This is a genomic window from Rahnella sp. 1L-D-7-B-C2 (assembly GCF_057290995.1).
In genome coordinates this window covers 105,709-118,851 of sequence record NZ_JBXAVQ010000013.1, presented here as the reverse complement: position 1 = coordinate 118,851, position 13,143 = coordinate 105,709, and the positions used below count along the sequence as shown (strand labels likewise).

The 13,143-nt window shown below is 52.8% G+C and carries 9 protein-coding genes; 3 read left to right on the top strand and 6 right to left on the bottom strand.

Translation table 11 applies throughout. The features are described from left to right. Nucleotides 1–130 precede the first annotated feature (130 nt). Nucleotides 131–1,159, bottom strand: a complete 1,029-nt coding sequence (mtnA, locus tag AC0Z7K_RS18495; RefSeq protein WP_485615453.1) for an S-methyl-5-thioribose-1-phosphate isomerase — start codon at nucleotides 1,157–1,159, stop codon at nucleotides 131–133. Between the two features lie 117 nt (nucleotides 1,160–1,276). Here mtnA and mtnK point away from each other — a divergent pair, with 117 nt between their 5' ends. Beyond that, nucleotides 1,277–2,476: an S-methyl-5-thioribose kinase gene (gene mtnK, locus AC0Z7K_RS18490; RefSeq protein WP_485615451.1), complete on the top strand. Its 1,200-nt coding sequence runs from the start codon at nucleotides 1,277–1,279 to the stop codon at nucleotides 2,474–2,476. A gap of 51 nt (nucleotides 2,477–2,527) precedes the next feature. On the opposite strand, the gene AC0Z7K_RS18485 is transcribed toward mtnK, so the two are convergent. The 4 genes from AC0Z7K_RS18485 to AC0Z7K_RS18470 are packed head-to-tail and all read right to left on the bottom strand — an operon-like array spanning nucleotide 2,528 to nucleotide 7,935. Next, nucleotides 2,528–4,555, bottom strand: coding sequence for a heparinase II/III domain-containing protein (locus AC0Z7K_RS18485; RefSeq protein ID WP_485615449.1), 2,028 nt, complete (start codon nucleotides 4,553–4,555; stop codon nucleotides 2,528–2,530). 19 nt (nucleotides 4,556–4,574) lie between these two features. Beyond that, nucleotides 4,575–5,795, bottom strand: a complete 1,221-nt coding sequence (locus AC0Z7K_RS18480) for an alginate lyase family protein (RefSeq protein WP_485615448.1) — start codon at nucleotides 5,793–5,795, stop codon at nucleotides 4,575–4,577. Between the two features lie 33 nt (nucleotides 5,796–5,828). After that, nucleotides 5,829–6,587 (bottom strand): oligogalacturonate-specific porin KdgM family protein, encoded by a 759-nt coding sequence (locus AC0Z7K_RS18475; RefSeq protein ID WP_485615447.1) that lies wholly within the window; start codon nucleotides 6,585–6,587, stop codon nucleotides 5,829–5,831. A 55-nt stretch (nucleotides 6,588–6,642) separates the two neighbouring features. Further along, entirely contained in the window at nucleotides 6,643–7,935 is a 1,293-nt protein-coding gene (locus AC0Z7K_RS18470) for an MFS transporter (protein ID WP_485615446.1), read from the bottom strand. 388 nt (nucleotides 7,936–8,323) lie between these two features. Here AC0Z7K_RS18470 and AC0Z7K_RS18465 point away from each other — a divergent pair, with 388 nt between their 5' ends. After that, a complete protein-coding gene (locus AC0Z7K_RS18465) occupies nucleotides 8,324–8,794 on the top strand; it encodes a YehS family protein (RefSeq protein ID WP_213052046.1) in 471 nt (156 codons plus the stop codon). A gap of 292 nt (nucleotides 8,795–9,086) precedes the next feature. After that, on the top strand, nucleotides 9,087–10,490 hold the full coding sequence (locus AC0Z7K_RS18460; RefSeq protein WP_485615445.1) for a carbohydrate porin: 1,404 nt from the start codon (nucleotides 9,087–9,089) through the stop codon (nucleotides 10,488–10,490). 129 nt (nucleotides 10,491–10,619) lie between these two features. Here AC0Z7K_RS18460 and fadE read toward each other — a convergent pair whose 3' ends face one another. Continuing rightward, complete coding sequence (gene fadE, locus AC0Z7K_RS18455) at nucleotides 10,620–13,088, bottom strand: acyl-CoA dehydrogenase FadE (RefSeq protein WP_485615444.1); 2,469 nt, start codon at nucleotides 13,086–13,088, stop codon at nucleotides 10,620–10,622. Nucleotides 13,089–13,143: the final 55 nt, after the last annotated feature.

Below are 13,143 nucleotides of genomic sequence, written 5' to 3'. Positions count from 1 at the left end.
CGAGGCGCGAGCGGGAATATACAAGGGAAGTGAGAGAAAAAAGGTCGAAATATCCCTTAAAAAACAATGCCGGTCACCTTAAGTGACCGGCATTAACCCTTCAGGTGCCGTTATATTTAATGAGTATTGTTCAAATCAGCGTCTGGTGGAAAATACCTTCTTTCACCTGCTCTGGCGTTACCACGCCGAGATCCAGCACCCATCCGCTGATCAATTCCGCCGGTGTAACATCAAACGCCGGGTTGTACACCTGCGCATCCACTGGTGCCCACTGAACGGAACCAAAGCTGCCGGAAACGCCGGTAACTTCGCGCGCGTCGCGCTGTTCAATGGGAATGGCGGCGCCGTCCGGGCAGTGCGGATCGTGCGTGGTATGTGGCGCGGCGACGTAAAACGGAATGCCGTGATACTTCGCCAAAACCGCCAGACTGTAAGTGCCGATTTTATTCGCCACGTCACCGTTGGCGGCAATGCGGTCAGCGCCGACCCAGATGGCATCGACCTGTTTTTGTGACATCAGGCTTGCTGCCATTGAGTCACAAATCAGCTGATAAGGAATGCCCAGCTCGCCAAGCTCCCAGGCGGTGAGACGTCCTCCCTGTAACAGCGGGCGGGTTTCATCCACCCAAACCTGCTGCACATGACCCTGCTCGTGCGCGCGACGGACAACGCCAATCGCGGTGCCGACGCCTGCGGTTGCCAGCCCGCCCGTGTTGCAGTGGGTCAGTAAGCGACTGCCGGGCGTAACCAGTGTCGCGCCGTGCGTCGCAATGCTCTCGCATAATGCGCGGTCTTCATCTACTAAACGCAATGCTTCGTCCACCAGCGCGGAAACGAAATCAGGTCGCTGCAAAGCAATTTTCATCCGGTCAAGATTGTTCATCAGGTTCACCGCCGTCGGGCGCGAGGCGCGAAGCCGGTCCAGTGAATGATGCAGCACATCCTGCGGCATGCCGTTTTCGGCCAGCAGTGCCAGAAGCAGGCTGGCGGATAAACCAATCAGCGGTGCGCCCCGTACGCGCAGGCTGCGGATGTGATCCACCAGCTCACTGACGTCGCGACACTCGCGCCAGTCTGAGCGCTGCGGCAGGGCCTGCTGATCGAGGATCCACAGCTGATTTTCACGAATACGTAAACTGGTGGTTGTGAGGCTTTGCATGGTTGGTTAAATCCTTGTTGCCAGGTTGCATCTGATTACTTATTCTGCCAACATGTTTTATAGATGTATAGACGTCTAAACGCTTTTAAGGCTGAAAAAAGAATTTGAGAGGTCAGGATGTCGCGCTACTACACGTTTACCGCCGCAGATGCCGTTGAATATGCCCGTCAGTTTGGTGGCGTGGCGGATCCGCAATCCCTGGTGACCGCCGATGAAATCGGTGACGGAAACCTGAATCTGGTGTTTAAGATCCGCGATACGGCGGGGAAAAGCCGGGTGATCGTCAAACAGGCACTGCCTTACGTACGCTGCGTGGGCGAATCCTGGCCGCTGACGTTAGACCGCGCCCGAATCGAAGCCGAAACCCTGATTATTCACGGAAAATATTGCCCGCAGCATACCGTCACCGTTTTGCATCACGATGCGGAACTGGCGGTGATGGTGCAGGAAGATTTATCGGATCATCAGATCTGGCGCAGCGAGCTGGTGCAGGGGAAATATTTCCCGCAGGCCGCCAGCCAGCTGGGGGAATATCTGGCGCAGACGCTGTTCCACACTTCCGATTTTTATCAGAACGCGCAGACCAAGAAAGCCGAGGTTTCGCGGTTTACCAACCCTGAACTGTGTCAGATCACCGAAGATCTGTTCTTCACCGATCCGTATGTCGATCACGAGCGCAATAACATTGATCCGGTGTTGCTGCCGGAAGTGATCGCGTTGCGTGAAGATAAATCGCTGCGTCTGGCGGTAGCTTCGCTGAAACATCGTTTTCTGAGTAAAGCCGAAGCGCTGCTGCACGGCGATATTCACAGCGGCTCGATTTTTGTCGCCGAAGGCAAACTGAAAGCGATTGATGCTGAGTTTGGCTATTACGGCCCGATCGGATTTGATCCCGGTTCGGCTATCGGTAACCTTCTGCTGAACTATTGCGGTCTGCCAGGGCTGGTGGGCGTGCGCGAGGCGGCGGACGGGCGTGAGCAACGCCTGAAAGATGTGCGCGAGCTGTGGCTGAGTTTCACCGAACGTTTCCTGCAACTGGCGCGCGAGAAATCACAGGATCCGGCACTGGCGGAACCGGGCTACGCGGAGATTTTCCTGCAGGACGTCTGGCGCGATGCGGTCGGCTACTGTGGCGCGGAGCTGATCCGTCGCACCATCGGGCTGGCGCACGTTGCCGATCTCGATACCATCAAAGACGACGCGATGCGTGCCGATTGCCAGCGCCATGCGCTGAGCCTGGGGCAGTGGTTGATCCTGACCGCAGCACAAATCACCGATGTCGATTCCTTCATCGCGCGTATTCGCCAGAACGGCTGATGTCGTTGAAAACAATAAAGGCCGGTGCGTTTCCATCGGCCCTTTTCATTTTTAACGCGCCGGAGTACCAATGCTTATCTCCGGTATGCTCACATCATTCAATAATGACAGGGTGATCGTAATCAGCTGCTGGCCACGGCGGGCGGAAATCTTCAGTGCTCGCCCGTCATCTGCAAAGGTCACTTTCTCCAGCGGCGTATCCCCGGAGAGGTCATACAACGCGACCAGCAAAATATGTGGCCTGCAGCTGCGTGCAATCAGATAACTCAGGGCATGCTGCGGCGGATTGCCAGGACCGGTGCCCTGAAAAACGTCCCCCGTGCCATAGAGATAAAGCGAAAGCGCGCCCGCTTGTGTGGCAAAAAGATGCGGCAGCATACCGCTGAGCGGCTGAGTGCTGACATCGGTCAACGCCTGCAACGGCCCCTGGCGCGCAAAATGTTTGCAGGGTTTGGCGTAACCCGTCAGCGCCCTGCCATCAACGTGGAGCGTCCAGTCCACCTGTTGCAGGTGAGGATTGGCGACCTGCGTGACGTCGAGGATCAGGTCTTCGGCCATGAGCAAGCGGCGGCGATACTTCACATCGCGGTAGGCTTCCTCATCCCATTTGACCTGCGTAAAACTGTCGGGAATTTCCCCTGGCTGGGACCAGTCCACGCTCGCGTCAAGGTACTGTATCAGCGGTGTGTCCATCCGGTTCAGTACCTTTGGCGTGGCGGGCGGCTGATTGGCATGATTGATACACAGCGTATTGTGCGTGGCGCTGTTCTTGTAATAACCCTCATGCAGCGGCACGCCATAGCCGGTAGTGCCCAGATCTGGAAAGATCTCATGCCCGCGATCGAACAATACAATCCCCAGCCGGTCGTAGTGATCGTGTTCTCCGCCATAGGGCGTGTGTTTGATCAGCAGCGCCCGCTGACGACTGGCGTCGCGCATTACGGTCAGTCCGATGCCAGGATCGTTGAACGATTTCGACGGCGGAAAACTTCCCTGAGGCGCGGGCAGGCTTTCCTCGCCGTAAAGCAGCGCATCAAGATTATCCCGCGATTTGTGCTGATAAATGACGTGCAGCGCGTCCGCATACTCAGAATTGCCATACAGGCGGAAGGCAAATTCGTAGATATCGCTCTGGCTCAATACTTCCTGCCCCATGATGCAGTCATTTAGCCGTGGCGCGGTGTTATCGGGCATCAGCAGAGCCAGCGGCAGCGACAGCATTTGCCGGTAATACGGCAAGCCCAGCAGGCTGTATGGAGTATTTCTCGCCAGCTTTTCGAAAGCTAAGAAGCCCTGTAACGCATAGAAGTGATAGTGCAACGAGCCTTCGAACCACAATCCGCCGGGCAGCAGCGCGTGTTCGAGCTGATAGCGCAGCCCGTACGCACCGTTAACCGCGAACTCCAGATAGCGTGGTTCATCAACGATGATGCCGATCACGCCGATGGTTGCGCCGATTTTCACTTCATGATTATGCAACTGCGCGTGACGGTGACGCATCAGGAAATCCGCGCCTTCGCGCAGCAGCCGGACTTCAATTTCATTACGCTGATCTGCCGTCAGCGCATCGCGGATGAAGTCATACCCCAACGCGAATTGCAGATGGCAGTTGGCTTCACACAATGTTTGCGCATTGGCTTTGCCGGGGCCGTTATACGGAATGTCTCCATGCTCCTGATAATCCGGATAATATTTCGCGTAGTTCAGCAGGAGTTCGCGGACTTTCTCCAGATAGCGCACGTCGCCAGTGAGTTGCCACAGCAAACCGAGTTCCTGACAGGCTTTAGCATTCAGGCCGTTGAGCCAGCGCCACCATGCACCGTCATAAGGTTCGCCGCGAAAGACATGGCCGTCAGCCGGGCAACGGTGCGCCCTGGGCGAATTATATTCCCACTCCAGCCTCACCGCGTGCTGCGGGCAAAAATAGTAATGATTCCAGGTAGCGATGCCGGTTTCCGGAACCCGAGCCGGGTGCAACAGCACCACGGCGTTGTCGTGTTCGAGGGCATTAATGAGCTGTGGCGTGGCACGTAACCGCTGCCGGATATGCTGCATTTCATCCGCAGTGAATTGCTTCATGGTCGTAAGACTCCTCGCCTTAAGGCACCAGTGGCGCAGTGACGGTTAACAGATTAATGTTTTCAGGATATGCCAGCGTCAGCCGTTGTGCCTTTTCCTGGAACACGGCATCTTTCGGATAGGCGCGGCTGGCGGCGAGCATATTGCCGACGGCCTCTTCTTCATCAAATTTCAGCTCCGGATAGGTCCAGTCAGCCGGTTTACCGACCGGTTTGGCTGCCACCAGCAGCGCCTGTCTGAGCGTATGATCGTCAATATTCGACTGCCATAAATCCACGCCTGTAAGTTCGCCATAGCGTGCCAGACGTTGATAGGCTGAAAGCGCAAACTGTGTGTAATGCCACGAACGGGTACGTTCTATTTCTGCCGTGAGATGACCTTCGCGGTCGACCTGCGCCGTCAGGTGGCGCAGCTGCGCGACGCGCATTTGGCGTTTGGCAATATCAGGATGATCGCTGAACAGTGAAAACGCCACCACTTGCGCATCGAAGAAAGCGCCGTGATTATTGTGCCAGTTACCTTCTTCAAAACCGTTATCGCTGGTCAGCAGCCATTGTGAAAACTGCCCGTACCAATTTTTTATCGCCTGATAATCGGCGTCTTTCAGCGTGTCCGAGGGACGGATCAGCTCGATGGTATCCATTACATCAATCAATACCCGGCTGTCGATGATCCCGATCCCGCGCCCGTCAACCACGCCAGGGATCGCTTGTGCATGTGCCATATTCGGATTCATCCGGGTTTGCGGGCGGACAAACCAGACGCGCGCCATTTCTGCGGCTTTTGCCGCATAGGTTTTATTGCCTGAGAAATAATAGGCCAGCCCGAGCGCCCGCATATCGCTGCCAAAATGCGCCATTCTGACGCTGTCGGTCGCGTCGGTTTTGCTCTCAGGATTGGTCTGACCGTCTTTGCGGATGTAGGGCAGATGGCTGGAGGTATCAGGATTCGGCCACCAGTAAGGCCCGAAGCTGTAGTAATCATGTTTATCGCCGGAAGAGGGCGTCAGGAGTTTTTGTGTGACGCTCGGGGCCGGCTGTTTCAACGCGGCGTCCGCCGAGGCCAGCAGGGCACGGTAGGCGGGTTGCAGCGCGCTGTTCTTATCCGCCAGACTGTGTCTGGTTTGCGCCAGCGTCGCGGCCTCATAGGTAAAATAACGCGCGTTCGCCGCCTGGCTGACGCCGCTGAATAATACCAGCAGCACGCAGCTGCTCAGTACAAATATCGGTAATTTTTTCATTGTTCAGTTTCTCATTAAATAAGTGGGAGCATATTAAAGATTGAAAGTAATGCCGATGCGGTAACGGGATTCCGCTTTATCACCTTCGCCGTCGTAAAAACCTGTTTTATCGAGATAATCGTATTCCACATAGTTACTGACGGTGTTATTCCATTTATAACGAACGGAAAAGGCGTTTTCAGTTGACCATTGTTTTCCATTTTTATATTCATAACCATCACTGGCGTGACGATATACCGTACCCTGATAATTCACGCTCCACATGGGAGTGATTTTATAACCTAAATAAAGATCCAGGCGGTTGGCACTGTCGCGATGTGATTCTTTATTGGCATCTTTGGTTTCGTAATCATTGTAGTCATAGCGATAACGTAGACCGGTACTTAAAGTATCGGTGATTTTATAATTAAGGCGTATATAAGGGCGTAATTGTGTGCCGTTGCTACTCCAGTGAATAATGCCGCCAGGTTGAAAATTCCATTTATCACTGAGTTTATACGTATAGTTGGTTTCGATTTCATTATAATCTGCAGAAATGTCGCCCAGTGAATGTGAACTGTCACTTTTATCTGCTCCGTTAGCACCCCGGCCATTATTTTTATTGTTTTTATTATCTGTTTCCATACTGGCCCACCAGCCATTTTTCCAGCTGTTACTCACTTTAAAACGTGACTCATAAACGTGACTGGCAGCTTTATATCCGCCGCGTACATCAAATGTGACGGCATGGCTGATTAACGGCAACAAGGCGAGTAAACCACAGGCAAGACGCAGTGGCGTGTTATTCTTCATGCGGAATGTTCCTTGTGAATATTTTTCTATTTCAGCGTGACTTGATACGCTGTGATTAATTTAATTCAGGCTTGGAATGCGGCGGCAGCGGTGTGCTGATTTTTTTTGGATCACGGACCAGCATCCACAGGAAGAATGCGCCGATGAGGTCAAAGAAACCGAGCCCGACAAAGAAGGCGGTGTAGCCCAGCGTAGCAACGGTTGCCCCGAGGAACAGCGAGAACAGGAAGTTGCCTGTCCCGCCGGAAAGGGCAGCAAAACCGGTGACGGTACCGACTTCATTTTTGTTAAATAAATCCGCAGACATGGTGATGACGGTAATCGATAGGCACTGATGGGCAAATCCGGCAATACAGAACAGGCCAATCGCTACATACACGTTGCTGACCAGCCCGACGCCCGCCATTGAAAGCATCAGTAATGCCGCGAAGGTAAAAGTGATGCGGCGCGCGTTGATTATTGAGACACCGTGGCTGTTGAGTATGCGGCACATAAAGCCCGAGAACATGCAGCCAAAATCAGATGCAAGAAAGGGCAGCCAGGCAAAAATCGCAATTTCATGCAGATTCATATGGCGCACGGTAACCAAATATAACGGCATCCAGTAATGTAATGTGCCCCATGCGGGATCCGCCATAAAGCGCGGGAGAGATATTCCCCACAGATTACGGTTTCCCAACATTTCTTTTAATGGCGTACGGCGAGGTTTAATAGTCTTCGTATTGACAGCTTCCTGCCCCTGATGAATGTAGTTAATTTCTTCCTGTGTAATGGATTTATGTTTTTCCGGCGACTGATAAAATGCCAGCCATAAAAATACCCAGATCAACCCGACCGCACCGGTGATAACAAACGACATCTCCCAGTTATATTCTACTATCGCCCAGACCACTAGCGGTGGCGCCAGCATGGCACCCAGAGAGGTGCCGGTACTGTATAATCCACAGGCGATGCCGCGCTCTTTTGCCGGGAACCATTCGGCGACAACTTTCATTCCTCCTGGGTTAGCCGTAGATTCTGCCACGCCCATTAATCCGCGCAGAAACGCTAAAGGCTGCCAGGAACCGGCAAAACCGTGTGCCATGTTAAATACGGACCAGGCAACGGCAAATATCGCGAAGCCAACTTTTAAGCCTATTACGTCGATGATGTAACCGACAATCGGTGCGCCCAGTGCGTAAGTCGCCTGAAATGCACTCACGATGTAGGAATATTCTTGTTGGCTAATGCCCAGTTCTTTAATCAGGGTCGGTGCAGCGACACCCAGCGCACTGCGAGATAAATAGTTAGTGATAGTACCTAGCGTGACTAAAGCAATAATCCACCAGCGGAGTCCTTTAATTTTCATACATTACCTTCTCTCGTAGAATAATTTATAAAACACATTTAAATTAAAAATGAAACGATGTTTTATTATGCTTTTTATCTGGGGGTTAATAATGTGATTGATCTCAAATTAAATTAGATCTATATAATTAATGCATTTATGGGGATATATTCATATTTTGTATGAATACTGAATGGCATCGGGGAGCACCGGACGGGCAGACAGAGCGAAGAGGCGGCTTGGAAGGGATTCAGGGTACAGGTTTCATGATGGCAGGCATTTTCCTGACACTTTGCCACAATTAACAGGCGACCCGCGCGCTCAGGCTTGTATAATGCCCGCCTTCGAGGTGCGTAGGGGTAAACCCGGTGGCATTTCCTCGGTTTACTTTTAACAGGAATACAGAATTATGATGCACAACCATGTCTTACGCAGCGTCCGCTACATGCTGGATATGAGCGAAGGTCAACTGATTGAGATCCTCAAGACAACGGGCACGCCGGTCAGCCCTGACGTAATGTCCCGTTATCTGAAAAAAGAAGACGAAGAAGGTTATATGGAAGTGCCTGACGAAGTGATGGCCAATTTCCTCAATGGCCTGATTACCTTCAAACGTGGCAAAGACGATCGCTTCCCGGCGCCGGAAGTGGAAAAACGTCTGACCAATAACATCATGCTGAAAAAACTCCGTGTGGCGTTTGAGCTGAAAACCGAAGATTTGATCGCCGTGCTGAATGCGGCGGACTTCAAAGTCTCTGAAGGTGAACTGAGCGCGTTCTTCCGCAAAGAAGGCCACAAGAACTACCGTCCGTGCGGCGATCAGGTTTTGCGCTATTTCCTCAAAGGTCTGACTGCGAAAGTCCGCCCTAAAAAAAGCTGAGTATTGTTGATTCAGCCGATAAATAATTAAATCGTATTTATCTAAATAATCTATTAACGGGGCGCTTTGAATAAAGGCGCCCCGTGTTACGTTTATTGGTTTTGTAGGTACGAAATTTCGTTATACCAGTTTTACTTCACGTTTCATCGGATAGTATTTTGACAGTTTATTCCTCCCGCCTTTATCTTCTCATCTCGCCAATATTCCTCTGGCTTTTATTCATATAAATATTACAGCTCAATTTAATTAATTGATGAACGTCAATCTGGGTATAAGAAAAGGACATCAACACATGAGAAGAATTAAGCCGATTGCATTATTGATTGGTCTTGCTGTGTCGGGTTCCGCGCTGGCTTCTGGTTCGTCCTCCAGTCTGGAAGCCCGAATGGCACTGCTTGAGCAACGTCTTCAGCAGGCTGAGGCTCGGGCAGATACAGCAGAGAAACAGATCCAACAGTTGAAAAAACAAGATGTACAACGCGAGCAGGAAATAGCCAGCGTAAAAGAAGCCACGCCTGTCGAAGTAAAATCTGATGGTATTTCCACAACCAAACCTTTAACGCTTAACGGTTTCGATAATTTGAAACTGTATGGTGACGTGGAATTTAACGTAGACGGCGCAAGCCGTACCGGTCAATTAATATCGGCTAAAAGCGGTGACGGAAATAAATGGGCGGGCAGCAATGAACGCTGGGATGTTAACGGCCGTTTGTTGATTGGCCTTGATGGTTACCGCCGTAATGACAACGGACAATTCTCTGGTTTCTCCGTGCAGCCGACTGCGGATCTCAACGGGTCGACCAATGTCGATGATGCGGCATTCTTCTTCGGTGAAGAGAAAAACTGGATGGCGAAAATTGGACGCTTCGAAGCGTACGATATGTTCCCGCTGAATCAGGATACCTTTATCGAATACTCCGGTAACACCGCCAACGATTTGTACGCTGATGGCTACGGCTATGTGTACATGATGAAAGAAGGGCGCGGACGTAGCGACAGCGGCGGTAATATTCTGCTGAACAAAAATATCGGTAACTGGTATTTCGAGCTGAACACGCTGATGGAAAACGGCACCTCGCTGTTTGCCGATCAAAATTACCACGGCAACAAACTCGAACAGGATAAAAACGTCGCGTACCTGCGTCCGATCATTGCCTGGAAAGGGGATGCGTTCTCCATTGCGGCGGCAATGGAAACCAACGTCGTCAATAATGCTTACGGTTATAAAAACGATCAGGGTGAAACCATCGATCAGTCCAAACGTAACGGTTACGGTATGACGATGACGTGGAACGGTCAGAAAGCCGATCCGCAGGATGGCATTGTGGCGAACCTGAGTACGGCGTACATGGATGCTTCCGACGAGAAAGACTTTACCGTCGGCACCAATGCGCTGTGGAAGAACTTCGAACTGGGTTACATCTTCGCGCATAACCGCATTGAAGAGTTCAATGCCAACGGCCTGCGTCCGGTGGATAACGATAACGCCGGTGATGACTGGTTCAGCGAACCGGGCAGCTACGATATTCATACTATCCACGCGAGTTACCTGATCCCGAACGTGATGGACATGAAAAACTTCAACGTCTATCTGGGCGCGTATGTGTCGATGCTGGAAGCAGATAAAAACTACAGCAACGATAACGACAGCGATCAGCGGTATGGCGGGCGTGTCCGCTTTAAATACTTCTTCTGATTACCCGTCAGATTTCGCGCTGCCGCCTTTCTGCAACCCGAATTATTTAGGGTAATCCTCAGAAAGGTTGAAAACAAAAAGCCTGAGTGTGTGAACACCCAGGCTTTTTTGATCCGTTACTCTTTGGGATTACGCGGCTTCGGTATGACGCGGTTTCGCTTCATCCTTTTTTACGCTGGCTTCCTCTTGCTTTGGCTGGTGTGCGGCCAGTTCGTGCGGTTCGAACTCGTCAACGTTGATAGACCGCAGACGGCTCTCTTCCGCGCGACTGAGAATACGCGCATCGTCGGCGCTCAGATGACCGGCATCCAGACCTTTTTGCGCCAGAATATCCAGACGGGTGAACGGCAGCTTTTTCCCCATCGCCTCGCACAGGCGTTTATGAACCGGTTCGGCAGCCAGAATATCTTCCAGCGCCTGCTCCAGCAGACCGACCGGGTTGTGCTCGCTTGGCGTCAGATACTGACCGCGACCGATGCGGCTGCGGGTCGCGGATGGCACTTGCAGAATACGCGCCAGCTCGTGATCCAGACGGTCGGACGGTGCCGCGTGAGCGCCGCCGAGCGGGAACACCACCAGACGCATCACGCCTGCGACAAAGCGGTTAGGGAAGTTACGCAGCAAATCGTCAATCGCCACTTCTGCCTGATGCAGACAATCCTGCACGCCCCAGTGAACCAGCGGTAAATCAGCTTCGTGACAACCTTCTTCATCAAAACGTTTCAGCGTGGCGGTCGCCAGATACATCTGGCTGAGGATATCGCCGAGGCGCGCCGAAATACGTTCACGACGTTTCAGGCTGCCGCCGAGCACGCCCATCGACACGTCGGCCAGCAGCGCCAGGTTGGCACTCAGACGGTTGATGTGCTGATAGTAGCGGGCAGTGGCGTCGTTCACCGGCGTATCGCTGGTACGGCCGCGGGTCAGGCCGAGCCAGAAACTACGCATCGTGTTGCCGCCGACGTGGCCAAGATGTCCGAACAGTGCGCGGTCAAAATCAACCAGATCGTTTTTCTCTGCCGCCGCCATTTCACGCAGAACGTAAGGATGACAACGGATCGCGCCCTGACCGAAAATAATCATGCTACGGGTGAGAATATTGGCACCTTCAACGGTAATCGCGATTGGCGCGCCCTGATAGGTACGGGCCACAAAGTTGCTTTTACCGAGCATAATGCCTTTCCCGCCGGTGATATCCATTGCATCCATCACGGCGCGCTGGCCACGGTGCGTACAGTGGTATTTCACAATCGCCGACAGCACCGCCGGTTTTTCGCCAAGCATGATGCCGTTGGTGATAAGCGTCGCCGCAGCGTCCATCACGTAAGCGTTACCCGCAATGCGCGCCAGCGGTTCTTCGATACCTTCCATTTTGCCGATCGGCAGTTTGAACTGACGGCGGATATAGGCGTAAGCGCCGGTCGCCAGCGCCAGTGATTTCAGGCTGCCGGTTGAGTTGGATGGCAGCGTAATGCCACGGCCAACCGACAAACATTCCACCAGCATACGCCAGCCCTGGCCGGCCATTTTCGGGCCGCCGATGATGTAGTCGATAGGCACGAAGATGTCATTACCACGCGTAGGGCCGTTCTGGAACGGGACGTTAAGCGGGAAGTGACGATGGCCGATTTCTACGCCTTTAGTATCCGTTGGGATCAGCGCACAGGTGATGCCCAGTTCTGTATCATTGCCGAGCAGGTGATCGGGATCTTTCAGTTTGAACGCCAGACCGAGCACGGTGGCAATCGGGGCGAGCGTGATGTAACGCTTATTCCACGTCAGGCGCATGCCGAGCACTTCTTTGCCCTGCCACTGGCCTTTACAGACGATACCGAAATCCGGGATCGCACCGGCATCAGAACCGGCTTCGGGGCTGGTCAGCGCGAAACACGGAATTTCCAGACCTTCGGCCAGACGTGGCAGATAGTGATCCTTTTGTTCTTCAGTGCCGTAATGTTGCAGCAGCTCGCCCGGACCGAGGGAATTCGGCACGCCGACGGTGATCGCCAGTATCCCTGATACCCCCGCCAGTTTCTGTAAAACGCGCGCCTGAGCGTAAGCGGAGAATTCCAGACCGCCGTATTCTTTCTTAATGATCATCGCGAAGAAGCGATGTTCTTTCAGATACGCCCAAAGCTCCGGCGGCAAATCGGCCAGTTCATGGGTTATCTCAAAATCATTCGCCATGCGGCAGGCTTCTTCCACCGGCCCGTCGATAAAGCGCTGCTCTTCTTCGGTCAGGCGTTGTTCCGGGTAATCTTGCAACTTTTTCCAGTCTGGCTTACCGCCAAACAGATCGCCTTCCCACCACGTCGTACCGGCTTCAATGGCTTCTTTTTCCGTGCGGGACATGGCGGGCATGACCTTGCGGAAGGTGCGAAGCGCCGGTCCCGAGAATAATGCGCGGCGTACGGCAGGGATGTTCAGTGGCAATAAAATGATCGCCAGCGGCAGCAACAGCCACAGCGTCCACAGGTTGATTGCGCCCATCACGGCGGTAAACGCCAGCAAAATCAGGCTGCTAAGCGGGAGATTGACGCGGTGATAGAACAGCGCGCCCAGGATAACGATAAATGCAACAATGCTAAGAACCATCATAGTAAAGCCCCTGAGTAGTAGGAGGTCTGACCTGTTGTAGGGATATAATGGTTTT

What these genes read in the sequence shown, in the direction of transcription:
- mtnK (WP_485615451.1), top strand. Translation starts at nt 1,277, where the DNA reads ATGTCGCGCTACTACACGTTTACCGCCGCAGATGCCGTTGAATATGCC.
- AC0Z7K_RS18475 (WP_485615447.1), bottom strand. Translation starts at nt 6,587, where the DNA reads ATGAAGAATAACACGCCACTGCGTCTTGCCTGTGGTTTACTCGCCTTG.
- AC0Z7K_RS18485 (WP_485615449.1), bottom strand. Translation starts at nt 4,555, where the DNA reads ATGAAGCAATTCACTGCGGATGAAATGCAGCATATCCGGCAGCGGTTA.
- AC0Z7K_RS18465 (WP_213052046.1), top strand. Translation starts at nt 8,324, where the DNA reads ATGATGCACAACCATGTCTTACGCAGCGTCCGCTACATGCTGGATATG.
- mtnA (WP_485615453.1), bottom strand. Translation starts at nt 1,159, where the DNA reads ATGCAAAGCCTCACAACCACCAGTTTACGTATTCGTGAAAATCAGCTG.
- AC0Z7K_RS18470 (WP_485615446.1), bottom strand. Translation starts at nt 7,935, where the DNA reads ATGAAAATTAAAGGACTCCGCTGGTGGATTATTGCTTTAGTCACGCTA.
- AC0Z7K_RS18480 (WP_485615448.1), bottom strand. Translation starts at nt 5,795, where the DNA reads ATGAAAAAATTACCGATATTTGTACTGAGCAGCTGCGTGCTGCTGGTA.
- AC0Z7K_RS18460 (WP_485615445.1), top strand. Translation starts at nt 9,087, where the DNA reads ATGAGAAGAATTAAGCCGATTGCATTATTGATTGGTCTTGCTGTGTCG.
- fadE (WP_485615444.1), bottom strand. Translation starts at nt 13,088, where the DNA reads ATGATGGTTCTTAGCATTGTTGCATTTATCGTTATCCTGGGCGCGCTG.